Raw genomic sequence first — 24,080 nt, 5'->3', positions numbered from 1 at the left:
TCCAGCTCAATGTGTCCGATCCCTGAACTCCGAGGGTGTAACCCCTTCTTTCTTCTTGAAGAATGTGGAGAATTGGCCGGCATTCTCGAAATGTAGGCTATAGGCGATCTCGGAGATCGTCAAAGGGGTACTAGTCAGAAGCTCTTTCGCACGAAGGAGCTTCTGTTGTAATTGATATTGGGCGGGGGAGACGCCGGTGTATTCCTTAAACATCCGGCGAAACCATGAATAACCTAAACCAAGACGGGCAGCGATCTCTTCCGGACTTAATGGGTCCTCGATGTTCTCCTTCATTAATATACGTGCCTCGTTGATTTTATCTACGACATAGGTGTTCGTGAAGGAGTTGTTCTTTTCCTTATAATATACGGAGCCTAATATATGAAGCACGATACTGGAGATCATCTGTTGGTAACCGGATTTCTCCTCCGAGGCGAACTTCAGTATATCCTCATAAAGTCCGACGATCGTAGCGCTCAGCCCGATCCGGTGTAGCGGCTCTTCCTTGGTAAAGAATTTCTTCTCCACACGTTTATCGATATGAATACCCCGAAAACCTACCCAATACTCATCCCATCCCGTTTCCCGGTCCGGATAATAACTATGCCATTCCCCGGGGAAAAGGAGGATCATCGTCCCTGCGTTTATCTTTTGCGATTTACAAGACTGGGAGGAAAAGTACCCGCTACCTTTCGTTATATATACCAATTGATACTCATTCAGGATGCGCCCGGTCTGAGGCTTGAAATTATACTTCTCCGGATGCCGGGAAAGTGGATAGGCGCAACCCGGCGGGATGAATTGATATCCGACCGTCGTGACGACGATTCCCCATTCCTCATCCGTAGCGCTGATCGTCAAGTAACGTAGTAAATCATTCCGCAGTTCGTTCATGTCAGATTTGAAAGGTTTAAAATCATTTTCGTAAGCAAATATAGCAATAATGCTTCTACTTTTGCTTTCGTCAAACAAATAACTTTGTTAAGCCATGAAGGAATATAATTTTCTAGCCTTTGATATAGGGGCTACCAGTGGACGGGCCGTGCTCGGGACCTTAAAGGATGCCAAATTTGAAATGAAAGAGATCCATCGGTTCCCGAATCCGATGGTGGAATTACACGGACGGTTTTATTGGGATATCTATCATCTTTATACTTCTCTTATAGAAAGCTTGACGATATGCGTCCGGCAAAGAATCCGGTTGCACTCGATCGGAATAGATACATGGGGGGTGGATTTTGGGTATGTGGCTTTGGATGGCTCTTTATTGGGCTTACCTCGTGCTTACCGAGATCCTTATACGGACGGCGCTCCCGAGGACTTTTTCAAACGGATTCCCAAGGAAGAGGTCTATAAGCGGACAGGTATTCAAGTGATGCCGTTTAATAGCTTGTTCCAGCTTTTCAGGGCGGGGCAAGACTCGTTTATACCGCAGGAAGTGGCGGAAAAGATATTATTCATACCGGACCTTTTGGCTTATATGTTGACGGAGCGTATGGTATGTGAATATACGATCGCTTCCACGTCTCAATTATTGAATCCGGAAACCCATAAATTCGATTACAAGCTCTTGGAGGCCGTGGGTGTATCTCCTACTTTGATGTGTCCGGTGGTGATGCCGGGGACGTTGATCGGGCGGTTGAGCGAGTCGATCGCCCGTAAGACAGGAATCGGGGAAATCCCGGTAATCGCCGTGGCTGGTCACGATACGGCGTCGGCGGTAGCCGCTGTTCCTGCTTCTTCTCCTAATTTCGCTTACTTGAGTAGTGGTACTTGGAGCTTGATGGGTATCGAGGTGGAGAAGCCGATCATCAACGAGGTATCTTTCAAGAATAATTTCACGAATGAGGGGGGTATCGAGGGTACGACTCGCTTTTTGAAGAATATTACAGGTATGTGGATCTTGGAACGTTGCCGGGAGCAATGGAAGCGGTCCGGATTGGATTATTCGTACGATGATATGGTTCGGATGGCGGAGTTGAACGAATTTACTTCTTTGATCAATCCGGATGATCCTCGTTTCGCCAATCCTGAGAGTATGCTACGTGAGATCACGGCCTATTGTGAGGAAACCGGACAGGCTGTTCCCGCTTCGGACGCCGATTATGTACATTGTATATTTTATAGCTTGGCGAATCGTTATAAAGAGGTGCTGGAAATACTCAAACCGATGTCGCCACATCCGATCGAACGATTGCATGTGATAGGTGGTGGCTCTCGGAACGATCTGCTGAATCAGTTGACAGCCAACGCTATCGGTATTCCCGTATTGGCAGGCCCGTCTGAGGCGACTGCCATTGGAAATTGCTTGATACAGGCTAAGTCGGCAGGATTACTGACGGATTGTTGGGAGATGCGAAGACTGATAGCCACCGCATTCCCTCCCAAGGAATTTTATCCGGAAAGGTGATACACTTTCAAATCATATAAATTTAAAAACATCATACCATGACAAAAGACAGTTTAATTCAACAGGCATTTGAAGTAGCGGCAGAACGTTATGCGGCCGTAGGTGTAGACGTTCGTAAAGCTTTAGAGGATATGAAGAAAATATCCCTATCCCTGCATTGCTGGCAGGCCGATGACGTAAGCGGTTTCGAGAACCAAGGCGGCTCCTTGACCGGTGGTATACAAGTGACCGGCAATTATCCGGGACGTGCCCGTACTATCGACGAGTTGCGTCGGGATGTATTGAAAGCGAAATCCTATATCCCCGGTAATCATCGGCTTAGTCTGCATGAGATCTACGGGGATTTCCAAGGGGAGAAAGTAGACCGTGACGAGGTAGAACCCCATCATTTCGAGAGCTGGATACAATGGGCGAAAGAGAATGATTTCAAGCTAGACTTCAACAGTACCTCTTTCTCGCACCCTAAAAGCGGAGATTTGACCTTGGCGAACCCCAGCGATGATATCCGTAACTTCTGGATCGAGCATACGAAGCGTTGTCGCTGGATCAGCGATGAGATGGGTAAAGCCCAGAACGATCCTTGCATGATGAACCTTTGGATACATGACGGGAGCAAGGAAGTACCGGCCAGCCGCTTACGTTATCGCCGTATCTTGGAGGAATCGCTGGATGAGATATTCGCTACCGAATATAAATGGATGAAAGATTGTATCGAGGCGAAACTCTTCGGTATCGGTCTGGAAAGTTATACGGTAGGTTCCTATGATTTCTATTTGGGTTACGGGGCGAAAAAGAACAAGATCGTTACCTTGGACACCGGCCATTTCCATTTGACGGAAAGTATCGCCGACAAGGTTTCCTCGTTATTGCTGTTTACGCCCGAGATCATGTTGCACGTAAGTCGTCCGATCCGTTGGGATAGCGATCATGTCGTGATCTTGAATGACGATGTGCAGGATTTAGCCCGTGAGATCGTGCGTTGCGACGCCTTGGACCGGGTACATATCGGTTTGGATTATTTCGACGCTACCATCAATCGTATCGGTGCTTATGTCATTGGTAGCCGTGCTACGCAAAAAGCCTTTATGCTCGCTTTGCTGGAGCCGATCGCCTTGCTTCGCCAGTACGAGGATGAGGGTAAGTATTTCCAGCGTCTTGCCTTGCAGGAGGAAGCGAAGAGTCTGCCTTGGGGGGCGGTTTGGGATATGTATTGTCTACAAAGTGGGGTCCCCGTAGGAGAGTCTTATATCGCTGAGATCGAGAAATATGAGTCCGACGTTACCTCAAGACGGCAATGATAGAGATCGGGATCGGGTTGTTGATCATCGCGATCGGCAGTTTCGGGCAGAGTAGCTCGTACGTGCCGATCAATAAGATCCGGGATTGGAGTTGGGAAAGCTTTTGGTTGGTGCAAGGTATCTTCGCTTGGTTGGTTTTCCCTTATCTCGGAGCGATGTTGGCGGTACCGGAAGGGAGTACCTTACTGGAGCTATGGTGTTCGCCGGGTAGCTTGGGAGCGGTTATCTATGGCATGCTCTGGGGTGTCGGCGGGTTGACTTTCGGGTTGAGTATGCGTTATCTGGGCGTAGCTTTGGGACAGAGCATCGCCTTGGGTACATGCGCCGGTTTTGGTACGCTCTTCCCGGCTTTGTTCGGTGGAACGAATCTGTTTGAGGGAACCGGATTGATCCTGTTGACCGGTGTTTGCATTACCTTAGCGGGTATCGCCGTGATCGGTTATGCCGGAAGCCTACGGGCTCGGAATATGAGTGAGGAGGAGAAGAAAGCGGCGGTGAAGGATTTTGCCTTGACTAAGGGCTTGGCGGTAGCCTTGCTTGCCGGCGTGATGAGCGCCTGCTTCAATTTGGGTTTGGAATCGGGAAACGAGGTGCTGGCGAAAGCGAGAGAGGCGGGAGCTAGCGATCTGTTCGCCTTGAATCCCGTAATACTGTTGGTTACTTTGGGCGGCTTTTGTACGAACGCTGTGTATTGTATTTTCCAGAACGTGAAAAACGGGACGGGCAAGGATTATTTCTCGGTATCGGGAGGTACATTGCTGAATAATGCCTTATTTTGCGCTTTGGCAGGCGTGCTTTGGTACTCGCAGTTCTTCGGACTGGGGATGGGAAAGAGCTATTTCTCGGATTCCCCGGTTATGCTGGCTTTCTCGTGGAGTATCCTGATGTCGTTGAATGTTATTTTCAGTAATGTCTGGGGCATCTTATTAAAAGAATGGAAGGGCGTGGATCGCCGGACGATCGTGGTATTGATTACCGGCATGTGTATCTTGATCCTTTCCTTATTATATCCGAATATAGTTTAATTAAAATAGACATGATAACACTAAGAAACAATGAACGCCTGATGGCGGAAATAGATCGTATCGCCGAGGTCGCCGGCTATTTGTGGACCAAGGGTTGGGCTGAGCGAAACGGCGGGAATATATCGGTGAACCTGACTACTTTATTGAGCGAGGAGGAGAAGGCGTTGCCGGCTTTGGTTTCCTCGATTCCCTTGCAAGAGGCGATGACGGCCTTATGCGGGCACGTCTTTTATGTGACGGGTACCGGAAAACGGATGCGTTACGTGGCGAAAGATCCTTTCGCCAACGGCTCTTTGATCCGTATCGCCGCCGATGGGAAATCGTATGATATCCTAGCGGAGCAACCGATCCCACCGACTTCCGAGTTGCCTTCCCATTTGTTGATGCACAATTTCTTGCGTGCGAAGGGACGGGATAACCGGGTGGTATTGCATACGCATCCGACGGATATTATCGGCATGACGCATTGCAAGCCGTTCTTGGATTCGGAGAAGATTACCCGCACGTTATGGAGTATGATCCCGGAATGTCGGATTATCGTGCCGAAAGGGGTCGGTATCGTTCCTTACGAGATACCGGGCACTTTGGCGTTGGCGCACGCTACGATCCGCCAATTGGAGGAGCACGACGTGGTGTTCTGGGAGAAGCACGGTATCCTTGCCGTCGGTGAGGACCTGATCGAGTGCTTCGATGCGATCGATACGTTGAGTAAATCCGCCCAGATCTATTTCAGTGCCCGCATGACCGGTTACGAGCCGGAAGGTATGACGGATCAGCAATTGGATGACTTGGTTCCGGCTTTTGGACTCTAGCGTATGCGAAAGAAATTAATCATTCTATTCATAGGGATCGGTTCGTTCACGTTGTTCGCCCAGCAGCGAGACCATCGGACACGGGAGTATATCGCTCCGGTCCGTATTGTCTGGCAGCAAGATAGTTCGCGAATTACGGGAGCGAACCATTTGCTTGTTCCGGGCAACGGACAGTCGGATTTGGCGAATAATCGGTTGTGTGTGTTGAAAAGTACGCCAACCGAACATCCCGCTTTGCTGCTTGATTTCGGGAAGGAGTTGCAAGGCGGCCTTCAGCTGGTGACCGGTATGCCGCCGTCTCACGATCCGGTTTCCGTACGGGTTCGTTTCGGCGAGTCCGTTAGTGAGGCTATGTGCGAGATAGATGGCGCGAACGGGGCGAGCAACGATCATGCGATGCGGGATTTCGTGGTATCGCTCCCTTGGCTGGGCGTGCAGGAGATCGGTAATTCCGGTTTCCGTTTCGTGCGTATTGATGTATTGGGTGATTCTACGGAGTTGCAATTAAAAGAGGTCCGTGCGATCTCCACGTTCCGGGATATTCCTTATCTGGGCTCTTTCCGTTGTAATGACGAGCGGTTGAACCGGATCTGGAAGACAGGTGCGTACACGGTCCACTTGAATATGCAGGAATATCTATGGGACGGCGTAAAACGGGATCGTCTGGTCTGGGTGGGGGATTTACATCCGGAGGTAATGACGGTCAGTACCGTCTTCGGTTATAATGAGGTGGTTCCTAAGAGCTTGGATTTGATTCGGGATATTACGCTGCTGCCTAGTTGGATGAACGGTATCAGTTCGTACTCGATCTGGTGGTTGTTGATTCAGCGGGATTGGTATTATTACCAAGGGAATCTTGCGTATCTACAAGAGCAACGCTCTTATATGACTGCTTTGTTGCGTCACTTGATCTCGAAGGTTGACCCAAGCGGACAAGAGAGACTGGATGGGAACCGTTTCTTGGATTGGCCTTCCAGTGAGAATACACCCGCTATCGATGCCGGCCTTCAATCGCTGATGATACAAGCCATGCGTGCGGGAGAGGAGTTATGTACTGTTTTAGGCGAGGATGCGTTGGCCTCGGAGTGCCGTATGGTAGCTTCCAAGGCTATTGAGTTTTCCCTTTGGAAGAAATCCCGGTTCCCTTCGGAGAAAGATCGGATTACGCCCGGGGATAAACAGGCCGCCGCCTTGATGGCTCTGGCGGGTATTATGGATGCTAAGGAGGCGAACGAGCGTTGCTTGGCGGTGGACGGGGCGAAAGGCTTCTCTACGTTTTACGGGTATTATATGCTACGGGCGATGGCGTTGGCTGGTAATTACCAAGGTGCGTTAGATGTGATCCGTACGTATTGGGGAGCTATGCTGGATGTAGGTGCTACGACGTTTTGGGAGGATTTCAATATGGAATGGCTTCCTGACGCAGGGCGTATTGATGAGCTGGTCCCCGCTGGAAAGAAAGACATTCATGGAGATTATGGGGCGTATTGCTATCAAGGTTTCCGCCATAGCTTGTGCCATGGATGGGCTTCGGGCCCCACATCGTGGTTAAGCGAGTACGTATTGGGCGTACAAGTGGTGGAACCGGGTTGCCGTACGGTACGTATCATCCCACATCTGGGAGATCTCGAATGGGTGGAAGGTACGTTTCCCACGCCTTACGGGGTGATCGAGATCCGACATGAGAAAGGTGCGGACGGTAAGGTGATAAGCCATATCAACGCTCCTGAAGAGATACGAGTTACCCCGTAGCTCTTATACTTAGTTGTAGAATGTATATAATTATAGAATATATGAAACAAACTATTTGCATCTACGCTTTCGCCGCCCTCTTATTAGGCGGTTGTAAAAGCAATAATGAATTAACGATACCTACGAATCTCCGTACGGAATACCTTACGGAGCCTATCGGCTTGGATACTTCGTCTCCTCGCTTTACATGGGAATACTCCGGAAATGAGGAGGGCTTTAAGGCTTCCCGCTATGAGGTACGGATCGGTACGAGTCCGGACGACTTGCGGCCCTATGCGGAGGGAATGGCCCTGAAACCTCATACCCGTTATTACTGGAATGTTACGGTATGGGATGGTGAAGGGCGTCCGTGCGCTACCTCGGAGACGGCTTCTTTCGAGACCGCTAAGTTCGATCCCTCGGATTGGTCCGCCTCTTGGATTACCGATCATAAGGATAAGGAGTTCGAGCCTGCCCCTCTGTTCCGCAAGTCTTTCCCGGTAGGCAAGGAAGTGAAGGATGCCCGTGTGTACGTAGCATCTGCTGGGTATCATGAGCTATTCATCAATGGCGAGCGGGTCGGAACGAATTATCTGGACCCGGGGTATACGCATTTCGATAAACGTATCTTGTACGTGACGCATGATGTTACCTCTTTGCTGAAGCAAGGCGACAACGCCGTGGCCGCTGTTCTGGGAAACGGCTGGTACAATGAGCAGTCCGTGGCGGTCTGGAATTTTCATGAGGCACGCTGGCGGAATCGTCCCCGCCTGCTATGTGAGTTACGTATTACCTATACGGATGGTACGACGGAGGTGATTGGTTCGGACGAGACTTGGAAGACTTCCACCGGGGCCTATACCTATAATAATATATACAGCGGCGATAAATTCGATGCCCGGCTGGAAGAGGCCGGATGGAAAACCGCTCATTTCGACGATAGTAAATGGGAAGCGGCACTTCCGGCGCAGGCTCCGGCACCTCTGTTGGTAGCCCAGCAAATGCCGGGAATCCGTATCACGGAAGAGGTGAGGCCCGTGTCTATGAAACGTTTCTCCGATCAGTTATACGTATATTCTTTCCCGAAGAACATGTCCGGCCTTTGCCGCTTGAAGGTGAAAGGTGAGGCGGGAACCCGTATCACGTTAAAACATGGTGAGTTGTTGAAGACAGACGGTCGCTTGGAGCAAGGCAATATCAATGTATATTATCATCCGGTCAAACCGGACGAGGTATTCCAGATGGATGTCTTTACCTTGAAAGGTACGGGAGAGGAGGAGATCTTCATGCCTTCCTTCTCTTATCACGGTTTCCAATACGTGGAGGTGGAGAGTAGCCGTCCCGTTACTTTAACGGAAGAGAACTTGACCGGCTTGTTTATGCATACCGATGTCCGTCCGTCCGGTTCCTTCGCTTGTTCGAATCCTCTATTGAATAAGATATGGGAGGCTACGATGCAGGCTTACCGCAGTAACCTGCACAGTATCCCGACCGATTGTCCGCAACGGGAGAAGAATGGCTGGACAGCCGATGCACATATTGCGATCGACCTCGGTTTGCTGGGCTTCGATGGTATCACGCTTTATGAGAAATGGATGGATGACATTATCGACAACCAGCGTGAGGCGGGTGAGATCTCCGGTATCATCCCTTCCAGCGGTTGGGGATATGGCGAGTGGCCGGGTCCGGTTTGGGACGCTGTCATGTTTATCATCCCGAACGCCTTGTATGATTATTATGGCGAGTCTCGTAGTATAGAGCGCTTATATCCTACGATGTTGCGGTATCTGGATTATTTGAAGACGAAAGAGAAAGACGGTTACTTGCCTTTTGGCTTGGGTGACTGGGTGTATTGGAAAGCTACGACGAATAATGAATATACCTCTACCGCCTACTATTATCTGGATTATAAGTTGATGGCTCGCTTCGCCTCTTTGCTGGGCAAGGACGCCGCTCCTTATCAAGAGAAAGCGAATACCCTCAAATCCTTGATCAACCGGAAGTTCTTCAACGCCGAGACCGGTGTGTATGCCGAAGGGACCCAAACGGCGCAAGCCTTGGCCTTGTATCTGGGACTTGTACCGGAAGGAAAGGAACAACTTGTGGCGGATAAGCTGCGTGAGGTGGTAGCGGGAAATAACTATTTCTTGGATTTTGGTCTATTAGGCAGTAAGACCGTTCCGGCCATGCTTACGAAATATGGCTATATCGAGGATGCCATGAAGATGATCACGAAGACCGGGGCACCTTCTTGGGGATATTGGGTAGAGACGATGGGTTACTCCACATTGCCGGAGACGTGGACACTTAGTCCGAAGTTTGCCGACGCTTCCTTGAACCATGTCTTTATGGGAGATGTCTCCGCTTGGATGATGAACCAGCTGGCCGGTATCAATCATGACGACTCGGCTCCGGGCTTCCGTCATATCCGTATCACGCCTCATTTCGTGAAAGAACTGGATTGGGCGAAAGGTGAGTACCATTCCGTACGCGGCCGTATCGCCAGCGAATGGAAACGGGAGGGGGATAAGGTTATGCTTACCGTGACGATTCCGGCTGATTGCTCCGCCGATATCGTGGTAGGCGATCAGACCGAGACCGTATCCGCCGGTACGCATACGTTTTCATATCCGGTGTGATAAGAACCGTATGACTTTAGTAAGCCGGTAATGACATCGCCTATATTGGCTTATTTTACCTAGTTGTAGAGACGGGGCGTGCCCCGTCTCACCATAGACTGATAGTATTTAAGTTGCCATTTAGCTGGGATGAGACGGGGCACGCCCCGTCTCTACAACTGGGGATTTCGAAAGCAAATAATTGAGAACCTTAAAGATTAAACGTATGAACAAGCTACTTCTTGCTCTTCTATTGTTTCTCCTATCTTTCAGCTGGATAAAAGTGACTGCCTCGGACAGTTGTCCCGCTTCCTTCCCTTGGAAAGCCCAATGGATCAATACCGAGCGTTGCCAAAGCGCTACGAATACTTGGTTGATCTACCGTAAATCATTCGGCGTGACGGATGTCCCGAATCAACTCATCGCCCGTATCGCCGCCGATTCCAAGTATTGGCTTTGGATCAACGACCAACTGGTTATCTTCGAGGGTGGCTTGAAAAGAGGACCTTCTCCTTCCGGGACTTATTACGATCCGGTAGATATCGCCCCTTACCTGACAAAAGGCTCGAACACCATCGCTATCTTGCTCTGGCATTTCGGGAAAGACGGTTTCAGTCATATCAACAGCGGGAAAGCGGCTTTGTTATTCGAGGCGATCGCCCCGGGGTTGGAGATCGTCTCCGACGCGAGCTGGCAGTGCGCCTTGTATGAGGCCTATCAAAATACCGAGGCCCCTTTCCCGAATTACCGTATGCCGGAGAGTAATATCCGCTTCGATGCCCGTCAAGCGATAACAAACTGGAACCGTACGAGTTTCGAAGGTTCCCTTCCGGGGGCGGTCTGCGTCGGTAAGGCGGGGAAAGCTCCTTTCGGGGAGCTGGTGGAACGTCCGATACCCCAGTGGAAAAACAGCGGCCTGTTATCCTATGTATCCGTCCGGGAATCCTTGAGAGGCGATACCCTGTTCTGTCGTTTGCCCTATAATGCCCAGATCACTCCGTATCTAAAAGTAGAGGCGGAGGCCGGGAAGACTATCCACATCCGGATGGATAATTACGAGGGAGGAAGCGAGCGCAACGTACGTGCCGAATATATCACCCGTGAGGGTGAGCAGGAATACGAAAGCTATGGCTGGATGAACGGCCATGAGGTCTATTACATCATCCCCGAGGGCGTGAAGGTGCTGGATGTGAAATACCGTGAGACCGGTTACAACACGGACCTCGCAGGCTCTTTCCATTGTGACGACCCGTTCTACGACGAGCTTTGGCAACGTTCTGCCCGTACCTTATACATAACGATGCGTGACAACTATATGGACTGTCCCGACCGTGAACGTGCCCAATGGTGGGGCGACGAGGTGAATGAGCTAGGCGAGGCTTTCTACGCCCTTTCTCCGTCCGGGCAGAAACTAGCCGTAAAAGGCATCCATGAATTAATGAATTGGCAGCGGGAGGACGGAACGCTCTACGCTCCGGTTCCGGCGGGTAATTGGGATAAGGAGCTTCCTTTACAGATGTTGGCGTCTATCGGTTGGTACGGTTTTTATACGCAATATTATTATAGTGCCGACAGTAGTTTCGTACCGATGATATACGACCGGATGCGCCGTTACCTACACGAGGTTTGGCAAGTCGATAAGAGTGGCTTGGTGATCGAGCGTCAAGGCGCTTGGAGCTGGGGCGACTGGGGCGAGCATGTCGATATGGGTGTATTGACCAACTGCTGGTATTATCTGGCCTTGAAAGCGGAGCGAGCCTTCGCCCTGCAACTCGGCAAGGATAAGGATGCCGATGAGATCTCCCGGATGATGCGTAGCATAGAACGTTGTTTCGACACGAAGTTCTGGACAGGTTCCGCCTATCGCTCCCCCGGCTATAAAGGGGAGACGGACGATCGCTCCCAAGCCATGGCGGTTGTTTCCGGGCTGGCCTCGAAAGATAAGTATCCGGCGCTGACGAAGGTACTTAAAAAGGAGTATCACGCCAGCCCTTATATGGAGAAGTATGTCCTAGAGGCCCTTTTCCAGATGGGCGAGCCGGCGTTTGCCTTGGAACGGATGAAGCAACGTTACACCCGTATGCTGGATTATGCCGAATACACGACCTTGTTCGAGGGATGGGGCATCGGAGCCGAGGGCTTCGGTGGCGGCACGATCAATCACGCTTGGAGCGGTGGCCCGCTTACCTTATTGAGCCAGAAGGTCTGCGGTATCGAGCCAACCTCTCCCGGCTTCCGTACCTTTAAGATCTCGCCTCAATTGGGTTCCTTATCGGAAGCCTCGGCCAGCCTAGAGACCCATTATGGAACCATCCGAGTAAGCATCAAGAAGAAAGGCAAGCGATTGAAGTTCGATCTCCAAATCCCGGAAGGCACCTCCGCCGAACTGATAAGACCGAACGGCACCCGCAAGCATCTCGACCCGGGGCACCATTGGGTGGATTAGTAATCTGTGTGTTTGTTATGTTTCTCAAAAACAGAAGCAAAGAATAAATATTTTGGTAAAGAACGGAATTTATCCTACATTTGTAATATATAAGTATTATATCGAAGGATATGGAAAAAGAGAAAAATAGCAAGATTACCAGAGAAGAGGCTTTGCGTCGGTTGGAGACCGCACGGAAGCTGAAGCGAGAGTATGTAGCTAAACTGGAAAAAGAGATGAAAGAAGAGTTTAAGAAACGTACAGGGCAAGAAGCTACTTATTTTGAAGTATGGTAAGCCTTAACCTTAAACGTATAAATTCTAATTCTCCTTATGCGGTAACAGCTCTTAGGGATTCTATGTGTTTCCGGTTTGTTACGGACTTTGGTGTGATTTATTATGTCAGTTTTCTCGAGGACGAATTGATGCTTAGTGATGAATCCTATCAATTTATTATTGCTAATACGAATAATAGAAAGTCTCCTCGTGATTCTAAGTTGAGGCGGGCGATAATGGCGATAGTCTATGAGTTTTTCGAATGTTCTAATACAACTCTGTTGTATATTTGTGAGACAGGAGATAGCAAGCAGAGTATGCGCAATCGCCTTTTTGAGTTTTGGTTTCATTCCTCGCCGCGTAAATCTGATTTCGCTTTCATGTCTGCGGACATCCGAGATGCGGATGGGATACAGAATTATGCGGCGATTATTATTCGACTCGATAATCCCAATTTGAAGTCTATAGTCGCGGAGTTTACTGAAACAATACAAATGCTTAGTCAAAAGCCGGAGTAAAATGTATGTATTTTCTCCGGCCCGGGGCATCATTGGGTGGATTAGTGATCGCCCTCTGTTTTTCTGCGGACATACACCCGGTGGCTTCCATAACCCGATAGGGTGATTCCACTCGCCGAGTCGCTACTGAGGCGTAGTAGCTCACGGTTTGCGCTACTACGTTTTAGTCCGGTGACAGCCATGTAGTCTTGTATGCGCAAGAATGGGTGTTCATCCAGATAATCCAATGCCCGTGTCCGGCGTTCCTCTTCGGTGAAGGGCGATTTCCGGACACGGCTGATACCTCCCCGTCTTAAATCGCAACGCAGGTTAGTCTCCCGTATCAATTCCTTGTCGGCCCGGTAGTTGATACCATTCACCTCGATGCTCCGTGCGTTACGCTTCGGTTCGTCACCATCCAGCGAGTCGATCTCCTTGTCCTTCGCTACGCCTAGGCGGGGCGTGAACGTACCGATGCCATCCAACGTGACCGACTGCCCTTCCGCCATGCAATAGGCCAGATGTTCCGCTACTGTCGTCATCACCTGTATTACGCTACCCCTGCTCAAGCCCGATCCGGGGTAGGTGATCCGTTCCACGAAATCCTCCATGTCCATGTTCCGTTGTATCTTCATCCGATAATACACCGGCTTTTCCCCCGTCCCGTTCAGGTCGCACATCTCTTGCTTGATATATTCTGCCATAACTGCTACTAGGTATAATTGTTTGTATCTTCAAGTTAAAAACATTCTTCTTACTATATACAAATATACTAACTACTTGATCTATTTCCAAATTATCACCGTGGAATATATAGACCACGTCGTGATTTGTATATTCCACGTCTTGATCTGTACAGACCACGTCGTGGTTTGTAGAATTATACAGTATGCGAACAAGAATCCATCTGCTACCGATAAGGTATTTATGCGGTATCGGAGCGTTATTTACTTAGGGAGAAGCGGGCAACCCTCACGTTTCCTCTGCCAAGTACGTCGGCCAACCCTGCGGGATTCTCTATCTTCCCTAAACGGGTATAGCTGTAAGACGAGGAAAAGGTCTCGTAGAAAAGGACTACCGTATTCGCTCCCCATAGAAGTAGGTCGCCTGTATGGATTATACCCGGACGGAACGTATTGGTCGCGATCAAGAGTATTATACTCGTTTTCCCTGCTCGTATGCTTGCCTCAAGGTCGGGTTCCCTTCGATCTCGCCCACGTGCCACACACCACCGCAGAATAGCGTTCCTTTCACGGTCGGGTTCTCCAGACAGTCGAGGAATCCCATAAAGTTGGCCACAATGCGATCCATGATGCCGTTATCGTCTTCAGCGGCCGTGGCGATGAAGTAAAACTCCTTGTTTTTCATTTCGGTATAAGGACCGCAGCAACGGTCTATCAGCGTCTTCATCTGTGCGCTCATGGCATAGAAATAGACCGGCGTAGCCATCACGATCACATCGGCGGCAAGCATCTTTCCGATAATCTCTGCTGCGTCATCTTTTTGTGGACAAGGCTTCTTGTATTGGCTGCACACGCCGCATCCCGTGCAGGGGTGAATGGTCTTGTCTCGCAGAAAAACCTTTTCCACACGATGACCGCTTTCGATCGCCCCTTGCATAAACTCATCGCATAGCGTATCGGAATTGCCTCCACGACGGGGGCTGGAAGATAAAATCAATACATTTTTCATGTTTACTGTTATTTATTAGGTTCTACATTCATTTTTAGGATACAAAAATAGCGAGATAATCCCTATCTTGCGGTAGACAAATTACGGATGTTATGACCCTAATTACATAATAATACGGAAGAATGATCACAACGGACTCCGGTGAGCAAGTCGAGGCACTTGCTCCCATCATCATTTCGGCCAGCCGGTCAACGGATATTCCGGCCTTTTATGTCAAGTGGTTCTTTAATCGTTTGGCCAAGGGGTATTGTGTTTGGTATAATCCGTTTAATCGGCGGAAGATGTATGTGTCGTTTGAGCGGTGTAAGGCAATCGTGTTTTGGACAAAGAATCCGAAGCCGATATTGCCTTATTTGCATGAGTTGGATAGGAGGGGTATCCATTATTATTTCCAGTTCACGTTGAATGACTATGTGAGCGAAGGCTTTGAGCCGAATGTGCCGAGCGTTACGCAACGGGTGGAGACATTTCGGGAGTTGTCGGAAATGATAGGGAAGGAACGGGTGATCTGGCGATTCGACCCATTGATTATAACTCCATCTATCACGCCTCGTGTCCTGCTTAGACGTATTTGGAAGATCGGCAATCAGTTGAAAGGATATACTGATAAGCTCGTGTTCAGTTTCGTAGATGTAAAGGCGTATCGTAAGGTACAGAACAATCTTATAAAAGAGACGAATTGCTTTACGAAAGAGGATGTGGAAACCGCTGAGATGAATGCGATGCAACGTCAAGAAACTGTAGAGGGATTGGTGAAGTTGAGGGAAATTTGGGCTTCTACTGGTTGGAATGTGACACTCGCTACTTGTGCCGAGGATATTGACCTTACGGTTTATGGCATTGAGCATAACCGGTGTATCGACGGTGATTTAATGGAGCGTGTGTTTGGGGAGGATTATGAATTGGTTTATTATCTTCGAACAGGCCAATTACCCGAACCGGATCTTTTTGGTACGTTTCCCGCTTTACCCGACAAACGCAAAGACCTAAAAGACAAAGGCCAACGGAAAGCCTGTGGTTGCATGATAAGCAAAGATATCGGTATGTATAACACTTGCTCCCATTTCTGTGTCTATTGTTATGCCAATACAAGTAGGGAATGCGTACAAAAGAATGTGGCTCAGTGTTCAGAACGCTCGGGTTCGGGCAATTGCTCCGGTGAGAGCAGGGAGAGATAACCGATTTTTCCAGTTCGTCACGAACTCGCAAGACCGTGTACCCGCAGTCTTTGTGCCGTAGGCGGAACAGGCGAAGCGGTCGCTACGGCTATTACGGAATATTCCACCAAACTTTCTATTGCATGCATTGACATAACTACAGTAATTTATTAAGGATTGTCTGATTCAATATGAGATTCATGGCAATTCGGAAAGATACTGCTTGATCGCTTTGTCTTTTACCACATCCGCTACATTCTTTTTGCCGACCTGTAAACCAGCTCCATGTTCCACTAAGTACTTCACTATTTCAAGCCCTCCTTTTTTGCAGGCATTCCCCAATGGGGTCTTGCCTTTCTTGTCTTTTGCGTTTAAATCTGCCCCTTTCTCTACCAGCAAAGGTATGATTTTCGGCTTGAGCAAATGGCAGGCATACAGCAAAGGGGTGAAACCTTTATATCGTTCGCGAGCTTCTAGGTTAGCTCCGTTTTCTATCAACATTTGGGCAGCTTCGACATTATCGTGTGTGGCAGCATACAACAATGGGGTCATTCCCATCGTATCGACATTATTGACATCTGCGCCATGCTCAATTAACAGTTGCACAATCTCCGCGTTAGCCCAACGGGCGGCTTCTCCCAACACGCAACAGTTGTTTTCAGTTGTCCGTATCTTCACATCGGCACCTCGTTCTATGAGAAAACGTACCATTTCCGGGTCGTTTCTTGTTACCGCGTCCATCAGTACGGTTCGGTCGCCATCGTTCTTATCGTTGGCGTCCGCACCTTTATCTACCAAGTATCGGACATCGGCAAGGCTTCCTTTTATCACGGCATAGAACAGGACTGTGTATCCCCAGTTGGCTCTTGCATGAATATTTGCGCCTTTTTCAACCAAAAAACGCATCATGTCGAAATGTTTGAAAGAAGCGGAAGTCATCAAGGCAGTCCAACCTTCCTCGTCACACGCGTCCAGCTCCGCCCCATTCTCCAGCAGGTATTCTGCAATGTCGATGACATTGTTTTTGGCCGCAGACATCAAGGGTGTCGCACCATCGGGCAACCTGTCATTCACGTCAAAGCCTTTTTCCACCAGTGTTTTGACCAGCTCCAGGCTTTTCCGATAAACGGCATGGAACAAGAGACTGCAATTGTATTGGTCCTTGTAAGACGGTTCCAGCATGTAGCCCGAACGAATCATAGACAAGGCTTTGTCAATGTCGTTTTCATCCCGTACGAGTCGAAAGAGTTCTTCCATAAGAAATATTTGTTGACAAATTAAATACCACTCTGTTACCGTAAGCAAAGTTACAGATATTTATTATTCAACCGATGATTTTCCCTAAGAATTTGCACCGGATGCTGTCTGCATTAAATTAAGCCGTCTTTTATAGTAATCGAGACCAATACTATCCTAGAATAGTGTTGTATAACATGCCGGATTTATCTATTTTTGCGCCCAATACGAAAGGTTAAGAATAGGAAGTTTTAGGTATGGCAAAAAAGAAAGGTAAGCCTCAACCCCGGAAAAGCAAGAAGAAGCGGGCATCATCATTCATGTCTTCTGTAAAGAAGATGCTTCTTGGCGCTTTTGCGGTAGTTGTTTGTTTTATCGGTGTATTATTCATATATAACTGGTTTTATCCGGTATCCAAGACACGGCCTGTAGAGAAGAAACAGGATCGGGCGGAGACAATAGTCCGTCCGAAGATCTCGGACAAGGGCGGTTCCGGAACATCGGGTAAGAAAGCCGCGCAAGCGACGAAAAACAAGCAAACGACGAACCCAAAGAAAGAGACCACCGCTTATACTTTTCAAGAGGGAGCTGAGATACCGAGACTAAAGAATAAACAAAAAGAGCAGGTTATAAAGCATGAGGGCTATACGGTTTCTTATAATTCCGATTATAAGATCGCCAATTGGGTAGCCTATGAACTGACCTCGAAAGAGGCGACAAGTAAGAAGAACGAGCGGTCTAATAAGTTCGTCTCGGACCCCATGGTGAAAGGGGCTACCGCCATGAACGAGGACTATACCCGTTCCGGCTATGACCGAGGGCATATGGCGCCTGCCGGCGATATGAAATGGTCCGCCAAGGCCATGCGGGAATCGTTCTACCTAAGTAATATCTGTCCGCAAAAGCCCGGCTTGAACCGAGGTATCTGGAAAGATCTGGAAGAGCAGGCTCGTTTGTGGGCGAAAGAGAATGGCTCTTTGTTGATCGTGACCGGCCCGGTGATCACGGACGACCTGAAACGGTTAGGCAAGAATCGGGTGGGAATCCCGAAGACCTTTTATAAGGTAATCTGTACGATAACGAACGGTAAACCAGAAGGGGTAGGTTTTCTGTTTGATAATAAAGACTATGGAAAGACTCCGTTGAAATCGATGATGATCCCTATCGATAGCGTTGAGAAGGTTACCGGAATTGATTTTTTCCCTTCTTTGCCTGATTCGATAGAAAATCCGATGGAAGCATACGTGAATGATGGTAGTTGGTCTTTTTAAGGCACGTTATGCTCAACAATCTCTAGGCGAGAATGTTTTATATTTACTGTGAAGAAAAAGAAATCATAATTAAATAACAAAATGCAAGTTATCATGAAAGGAAAATTAATCCCTGTGTTTGTTTTGGCAGCATTGGTTTCCTGTAGTCAACCACCCGTTAAGGAGCAAGGTCCTCGTCCAGTTAAATTGGCGGACGTTACTTCTCTGAACATGGTTGAGAAATCATTCAGTGGAGTGGTATCGCCCGATCAATTCAGTGATTTGGCGTTTAAGATGTCCGGCCCGCTGATCTCATTAAACGTGGATGAAGGCCAGAAGGTCCGTACGGGACAGATCGTGGCCGAGATTGATCCGCTGGACTTTAAATGGGAATATGAGGCGAAGAAAGCGTCTTTCCAGACCGCTGAGGCGCAATTGCAACGTGCGAAGAAGTTATTGTCCAAACAAGCTATCTCCAAACAAGAGTATGAGTCTACGGAAGCCTCTTACTCAAATGCCAAGGCGGCTTTCGAGTATGCGCAAAATACATTGAACCAGACAAAGCTTCGTGCGCCGTTCGATGGATTTATCCAGAAGAAATATGTAGAGAATTACCAGAAGGTACAGGCCGGACAAGGAATCGTTTGCTTGATCAACCCGAATAAGTTACAGGTCGTGTTTACGATGCCGGAGAGTAATATCAATTACTTCTCTTCTCCTTATTCTGTTTATGTGGAATTCGATAATTACAAGGGCGTTCGCTTCAAGGCGAAGGTGAAAGAATACGTGGAAGCCTCTCCCGATGGCTCCGGCGTTCCCGTATATCTGTATATCGATGATCCGAACTTTAATTTAGAGAAATATAAGGTAGCCGTAGGTTTCTCTTGCCGTGTGATCTTGAACGTGGATAGCGAGAGTTTCACGCAAGGCGCCGTATTGGTTCCGCTAGCCGCTGTCGTGGCTGACGATGCCAATAGCGATAAGTATGTGTTTGTTTATAATGGGCAGTCTCAAAAGGTTGAGCGTCGCAAGATTACCGAGTCTATGCTGATCGGCAAGGATGGCGTGATCGTAACGGATGGCTTGCGACCCGGCGAACAGGTTGTCTCAGCCGGAGCCACTCGTTTGGTGGATGGACAACAGGTAAAAGTATTAACAGATTAAGAGATAAACAATGAATATTCCAAAATATTCCTTAGAGAATCAGAAGATTATATACTTTTTCCTAGCGGTCATGCTGATAGGAGGTATATATTCTTTCTTTAAATTGCCGAAGAAGGAAGATTCTCCCTTCGTAATCAAGCAAGCGGTTTTGGTTACCCAATATCCGGGAGCGACACCTCAGGAGGTGGAGAAGCTGGTGACTGAGCCGATCGAACGGGAGATTCAGGCTATGTCGGATGTGTTCCAGATCAAATCTGAGTCTTATTTCGGTATGTCCAAGATTTCTATTGAGTTGCAGCCTACCTTGTCTCCGGATTATATGCCGGTCAAGTGGGACGAGTTGCGTCGTAAGGTGGCGAATATACAGCCCCGCCTTCCGTCTGGCGCCTCCTCAATATCCGTTAGTGATGACTTCGGTGACGTATTCGGAATTTATTATGCCTTGACGGCCGATGAGGGATATACTTACGACGACCTGCGTAATTGGGCGCAAAAGATCAAGACGGAGCTATCTCCTGTACCGGGTGTACAGAAGGTCTACCTATTCGGTGAACAGACACAAGTTGTCAACGTAAAGATCTCTATCCCGAAACTGGCTAACCTAGGTATCGACCCGAACGCTATCCAGCAGGTGATGCAAACGCAGAACTTGTTGGTGAATACGGGAGATATCAATACCGGTAATTATCAATTGCGTTTGCGTGCGGAAGGTACGTATAAGGATATACAAGATATCCGGGACCAATTGATCGTGACGAAAAGTGGCGGTGAGGTTCGTTTGGGAGATATCGCTACGGTAGAGCGTGGTTATATGGACCCTCCCTCGAACCTGATGCGTGTGGACGGTAAGCGTGCCATCGGTATCGGTGTCGCTACCGGTTCGAAAGACGATGTGGTTGCCGTGGGTAACGCCGTGGCGGATCATTTAGCGGAGATGGAGCAGCTGTTCCCGGTGGGTATGGACCTGAAAACGATCTATCCGGAGAACAAGATCGCGGATGAGGCGAACAACGGTTTTATCTTGAACTTGATCGAGTCGTTATTGATCGTTATCGTGATTATCTTTATCGTGATGGGGTCCCGTGCTGGTATGTTGGTCGGTAGTTCGTTGTTGTTCTCGGTAGGTGGTACCTTATTGATCATGTTGATCTGGGGTGTCGGCTTGAACCGAACCTCGTTGGCGGCCTTTATTATCGCTATGGGTATGTTGGTGGATAACGCTATCGTGGTGACGGATAATGCCCAAGTCGGTATCAAGCGGGGACTTTCCCGTTATCAGGCGTTGATCGATGGCGCGACGAAACCGCAGTGGGCGTTGTTGGGCGCTACCTTTATCGCCGTATGTTCTTTCTTGCCGATGTACTTGGCACCGGCATCCGTGGCCGAGATCGTGAAACCGTTGTTTATCGTATTGGCGGTATCCTTGGGATTAAGCTGGGTCTTGGCCTTGACGCAAACGACTACCTTCGGTAATTTTATCTTGAAAGAGGCGAAACCGGGTGAGAGCAAAGACCCGTACGATACGAAGCTGTATCATAAATTTGAGTCGGTATTGGGCCGTTTGATCAAGCGTAGATATGTAACGATCTCTACCGTGGTAGCTACGTTATTCCTTTCCTTGTTCGTGATGAGCATCATGCCGCAGAGTTTCTTCCCGATCATGAGCAAGCCTTATTTCCGTGCGGACTTGATCTTCCCGGAAGGATATAGCATCTACGACGTGGAGACGAACGTGAAGAAGATAGAGGAGGAATATCTCAGCAAGAATGAGAATATCAAATCATACTCGTTTACCTTGGGAGGTTCGCCGGTACGTTATTACTTGGCCAGTTCTTCTATCGGTCCGAAGCCAAACTTCGCCAATGTGTTGATCGAGACACAAGATCCGGAGGATGCGCAAGCGGAAGAGGGTAAGTTCTACGATTATATGGTCGCTAACTATCCGAATATATTGACCCGTTCGGCTTTGTTCGCCTTGTCTCCGGTTCCGGATGCGGCGATCGAGATCGGTTTTATCGGCGATAACGTAGATACGTTGGTTGCCTTGACGCAAAGGGCGCAGGAGATCGCCCGGAATTATGATCAGGTGATGGAGGTTCGCAATAGTTGGGGTAACAAGGTTCCGGTATGGAAGCCGCTATATTCCCAAGAGAAAGGTTTGCGTCTGGGTATTACCCGTCAGCAGGTGGCTTATTCCTTGCGTTCGGCTACGAATGGCGTACCTTTGGGTGAGTATCGTGAGGGCGACGTGTTTATGCCGATCTTACTGAAAGATGCGGATAAGGATTCTATCAGTCTGAATGATATAAAGACTTTGCCGGTTTATAGCGCTAAAGGCCGTTCGGTAAAAGTGGAGCAGGTGATCGATGATTTCTCGCTGGATTATGAGTTTAACGTAGTGAGACGATTCAACCGTGAGCCGTGTATGCTTATGCAGTGTGAGCCGAAGCGTGGCGCCAATACGATGGCTGCTTTCAGTCATTTGTGGAAAGAGGTACAGGAGAAGATTCAGGTGCCGGAAGGATATAAGATGACGTATTTCGGTGAGCAATCCGAGCAAGATAAAGGTAATAAGGCGATCGCCGCTAATATCCCGTTGATGTTCGGTTTGATTTATGTCACCTTGTTATTCTTATTCCCGAAATATTACCGGAAACCGGTATTGATCATGGCGATGCTGCCGTTGATCTTCATTGGTGTGGTATTGGGATTGTTGGTGTTCGGTAAGTCTCTCGACTTCTTTGCTATGCTGGGTCTGTTGGGCTTGATCGGTATGAATATCAAGAATGCGATCGTGCTGGTGGACGAGATCGGTTTACAATTGAACGCAGGCTTGTCTCCGGTGAATGCCGTGATAGAGGCAACGAAAACCCGTATCGTTCCGGTGACGATGGCTTCCGGTACGACGATCTTAGGTATGTTGCCGTTGTTGGGTGACGCTATGTTCGCCGGTATGGCGGCTACCATCATGGGTGGTCTGTTCGTATCTACGATCTTGACGATCTTCGTGCTTCCGGTTACTTATTGTGTTTTCTTTAAGATTAAATCAGAGTAAAAGGTATGAGAAATAAAATAATCATAGGTTGTTTATTGTTGGGTGCCTTGTCCGCTAAAGCGCAAGACACCCGGCTATCGGCTGTGGAATATAAGGAACGGGTCCTTGAATACAGCCGTCAGATCAAGCAAAGCTCTGAGGAGCGTATTGCTATGCAGCATGCGATCAAGGCCGCTAAGACCGGTTTCTTCCCTTCGGTGGACTTCTCCGGCAGTTATCAGTACCGTATCAATAAATATGATTTGGATTTCGGACCGGGCATGTCCGTAGAGATGGACCATAATACGTATAGCCTAGGCGCTACGGTGAGCCAGCCCATCTATGCCGGCGGACAGATCTATAATAACTATAAGGCAGCTCAGGTACAAGGCAAGATCACCGAGCAAGCGGAAGAATTGACAACGGATAATATCGTTTATTCCGCCGATTTGAACTATTGGACGGCCGCCGCACGTAAAGGTATGTACGATGTGATGTGCCAGTATGTAGACATTGTCGGGGAGTTGGCGAACGTGTTGACGATCCGTTTCAATGACGGCCAGATCAGCAAGACCGATTTATTGCAAGTGGAGTCCCGCTTGAAAGAAGCGGAATTGAATAAAAGCTCGGCTTATAAGGAATATCAGATCGCGTTACAGAACCTGAACTCATTGATGGGTGTGTCTCCGTTAGACCCGATCGAGGTGGAAGATTCCATTACGACCTATCTGGCCTTGCCGTTGCAAGTAGGAGAGGATGTAGCTCTTCGGAATCGTCCGGACTACGCTATTTCCGAGTTGAACATAGAGTATCAAAAGAGACAGATCAATTTGTCGAAGGCGAAATATAACCCGTCTTTGGCGATCGGTTTTCAAGGTACTTGGGGTACGCCGATGTTGAACGTGAAAGGTTCGGACCAGTTGTGGACTCCGGCCGTCTTCGCTTCCTTGAAGATACCTTTGTTCCGTTGGGGAGCCCGTTTCAAGGAGGTAAATTCCCAGAAGGCCATCCTTCGTAGTAAGGAATACGCCTTGGACAATACGCGTGATAAGATCGCTCAAGAGGTAGCGAACGCATGGACAAGCCTAACCGAGTATACGAAACAAATTACCGTCGCGGAAGAGGCTTGTAAGATTGCCGAGGAGAACCTTGATTTGAATACCTTCAGCTACAACGAGGGTAAACTACCGATCTTGGATGTGCTCTCCGCCCAATTGTCATGGATTCAGTCTTACAGTAGCTTGATCCAGACTTGGTATCAGCAAAAGGCTTCTTTAGCCCAATATAACAAGGCTATAGGTATCCGCCGTTTGCAGTAAAAGAAACATATTTATACTTAGAAGACAAGGTCCCTTATTTTGGAAACGAGATAAGGGACCTTCTTTATGAAATAAAACGTCCTTTATTCCGTTAGGTAAACTGAAGATTGCTACATTTGCATACAATCTTGTCTGTT

Annotated in this window: 19 protein-coding genes; 14 read left to right on the top strand and 5 right to left on the bottom strand. The window is 48.5% G+C overall.

The features are described 5' to 3' along the window. Nucleotides 1-6 precede the first annotated feature (6 nt). Nucleotides 7-894: an AraC family transcriptional regulator gene (locus DWX33_RS01660; protein ID WP_005856470.1), complete on the bottom strand. Its 888-nt coding sequence runs from the start codon at nucleotides 892-894 to the stop codon at nucleotides 7-9. 94 nt (nucleotides 895-988) lie between these two features. On the opposite strand from DWX33_RS01660, the gene DWX33_RS01655 reads away from it, so the two are divergent. From DWX33_RS01655 to DWX33_RS22685, 9 genes are all read left to right on the top strand, one after another. Then, nucleotides 989-2,410 (top strand): rhamnulokinase family protein, encoded by a 1,422-nt coding sequence (locus tag DWX33_RS01655; protein WP_122379719.1) that lies wholly within the window; start codon nucleotides 989-991, stop codon nucleotides 2,408-2,410. 38 nt (nucleotides 2,411-2,448) lie between these two features. Beyond that, complete coding sequence (locus DWX33_RS01650; protein ID WP_005856475.1) at nucleotides 2,449-3,708, top strand: L-rhamnose isomerase; 1,260 nt, start codon at nucleotides 2,449-2,451, stop codon at nucleotides 3,706-3,708. After that, complete coding sequence (gene rhaT, locus DWX33_RS01645) at nucleotides 3,708-4,733, top strand: L-rhamnose/proton symporter RhaT (RefSeq protein WP_122379743.1); 1,026 nt, start codon at nucleotides 3,708-3,710, stop codon at nucleotides 4,731-4,733. Before DWX33_RS01650 ends, rhaT begins: the two co-directional genes overlap by 1 nt. 11 nt (nucleotides 4,734-4,744) lie before the next feature. After that, nucleotides 4,745-5,545, top strand: coding sequence for a rhamnulose-1-phosphate aldolase (rhaD, locus tag DWX33_RS01640; protein ID WP_122379718.1), 801 nt, complete (start codon nucleotides 4,745-4,747; stop codon nucleotides 5,543-5,545). A 3-nt stretch (nucleotides 5,546-5,548) separates the two neighbouring features. Continuing rightward, nucleotides 5,549-7,297 carry an alpha-L-rhamnosidase C-terminal domain-containing protein gene (locus tag DWX33_RS01635; protein ID WP_122379717.1) on the top strand — a complete coding sequence of 583 codons (1,749 nt, stop codon included), beginning with the start codon at nucleotides 5,549-5,551 and terminating at the stop codon, nucleotides 7,295-7,297. 20 nt (nucleotides 7,298-7,317) lie between these two features. Beyond that, complete coding sequence (locus DWX33_RS01630) at nucleotides 7,318-9,915, top strand: family 78 glycoside hydrolase catalytic domain (RefSeq protein ID WP_122379716.1); 2,598 nt, start codon at nucleotides 7,318-7,320, stop codon at nucleotides 9,913-9,915. 205 nt (nucleotides 9,916-10,120) lie between these two features. Further along, nucleotides 10,121-12,340 carry an alpha-L-rhamnosidase C-terminal domain-containing protein gene (locus DWX33_RS01625; protein ID WP_122379715.1) on the top strand — a complete coding sequence of 740 codons (2,220 nt, stop codon included), beginning with the start codon at nucleotides 10,121-10,123 and terminating at the stop codon, nucleotides 12,338-12,340. Nucleotides 12,341-12,450: 110 nt separating this feature from the next. Then, complete coding sequence (locus DWX33_RS22455; protein WP_005856488.1) at nucleotides 12,451-12,615, top strand: hypothetical protein; 165 nt, start codon at nucleotides 12,451-12,453, stop codon at nucleotides 12,613-12,615. Beyond that, complete coding sequence (locus tag DWX33_RS22685) at nucleotides 12,609-13,112, top strand: DUF6169 family protein (RefSeq protein ID WP_008771958.1); 504 nt, start codon at nucleotides 12,609-12,611, stop codon at nucleotides 13,110-13,112. The genes DWX33_RS22455 and DWX33_RS22685 overlap by 7 nt, the downstream gene beginning before the upstream one ends. Before the next feature lie 41 nt (nucleotides 13,113-13,153). On the opposite strand, the gene DWX33_RS01615 is transcribed toward DWX33_RS22685, so the two are convergent. The 3 genes from DWX33_RS01615 to DWX33_RS01605 all read right to left on the bottom strand — a co-directional run bounded on the left by DWX33_RS01615 (nucleotide 13,154) and on the right by DWX33_RS01605 (nucleotide 14,783). Beyond that, nucleotides 13,154-13,795 carry an HU family DNA-binding protein gene (locus DWX33_RS01615; RefSeq protein WP_121962544.1) on the bottom strand — a complete coding sequence of 214 codons (642 nt, stop codon included), beginning with the start codon at nucleotides 13,793-13,795 and terminating at the stop codon, nucleotides 13,154-13,156. 239 nt (nucleotides 13,796-14,034) lie between these two features. Continuing rightward, a complete protein-coding gene (locus tag DWX33_RS01610) occupies nucleotides 14,035-14,241 on the bottom strand; it encodes a cyclophilin-like fold protein (protein WP_121962543.1) in 207 nt (68 codons plus the stop codon). A gap of 5 nt (nucleotides 14,242-14,246) precedes the next feature. Continuing rightward, on the bottom strand, nucleotides 14,247-14,783 hold the full coding sequence (locus DWX33_RS01605; protein ID WP_008780503.1) for a flavodoxin family protein: 537 nt from the start codon (nucleotides 14,781-14,783) through the stop codon (nucleotides 14,247-14,249). Between the two features lie 122 nt (nucleotides 14,784-14,905). Here DWX33_RS01605 and DWX33_RS01600 point away from each other — a divergent pair, with 122 nt between their 5' ends. Next, a complete protein-coding gene (locus DWX33_RS01600) occupies nucleotides 14,906-15,961 on the top strand; it encodes a DUF1848 domain-containing protein (RefSeq protein ID WP_122379714.1) in 1,056 nt (351 codons plus the stop codon). A gap of 177 nt (nucleotides 15,962-16,138) precedes the next feature. Here DWX33_RS01600 and DWX33_RS01590 read toward each other — a convergent pair whose 3' ends face one another. Next, on the bottom strand, nucleotides 16,139-17,197 hold the full coding sequence (locus tag DWX33_RS01590; RefSeq protein WP_008771966.1) for an ankyrin repeat domain-containing protein: 1,059 nt from the start codon (nucleotides 17,195-17,197) through the stop codon (nucleotides 16,139-16,141). 236 nt (nucleotides 17,198-17,433) lie between these two features. Here DWX33_RS01590 and DWX33_RS01585 point away from each other — a divergent pair, with 236 nt between their 5' ends. The 4 genes from DWX33_RS01585 to DWX33_RS01570 all read left to right on the top strand — a co-directional run bounded on the left by DWX33_RS01585 (nucleotide 17,434) and on the right by DWX33_RS01570 (nucleotide 23,943). Then, nucleotides 17,434-18,447 carry a DNA/RNA non-specific endonuclease gene (locus tag DWX33_RS01585; protein ID WP_122379713.1) on the top strand — a complete coding sequence of 338 codons (1,014 nt, stop codon included), beginning with the start codon at nucleotides 17,434-17,436 and terminating at the stop codon, nucleotides 18,445-18,447. Nucleotides 18,448-18,540: 93 nt separating this feature from the next. Further along, a complete protein-coding gene (locus tag DWX33_RS01580) occupies nucleotides 18,541-19,590 on the top strand; it encodes an efflux RND transporter periplasmic adaptor subunit (protein ID WP_008778321.1) in 1,050 nt (349 codons plus the stop codon). Between the two features lie 10 nt (nucleotides 19,591-19,600). Next, nucleotides 19,601-22,645, top strand: a complete 3,045-nt coding sequence (locus DWX33_RS01575; RefSeq protein WP_005868335.1) for an efflux RND transporter permease subunit — start codon at nucleotides 19,601-19,603, stop codon at nucleotides 22,643-22,645. Nucleotides 22,646-22,650: 5 nt separating this feature from the next. Continuing rightward, complete coding sequence (locus tag DWX33_RS01570; protein WP_005856505.1) at nucleotides 22,651-23,943, top strand: TolC family protein; 1,293 nt, start codon at nucleotides 22,651-22,653, stop codon at nucleotides 23,941-23,943. The last annotated feature ends 137 nt before the right edge of the window (nucleotides 23,944-24,080 follow it).

The sequence above is a fragment of the Parabacteroides sp. AF19-14 genome (genome assembly GCF_003635485.1).
Classification (GTDB): domain Bacteria; phylum Bacteroidota; class Bacteroidia; order Bacteroidales; family Tannerellaceae; genus Parabacteroides; species Parabacteroides distasonis.
Note: the sequence above shows the minus strand (reverse complement) of the source record. Positions and strands in the feature narration are given on the sequence as shown.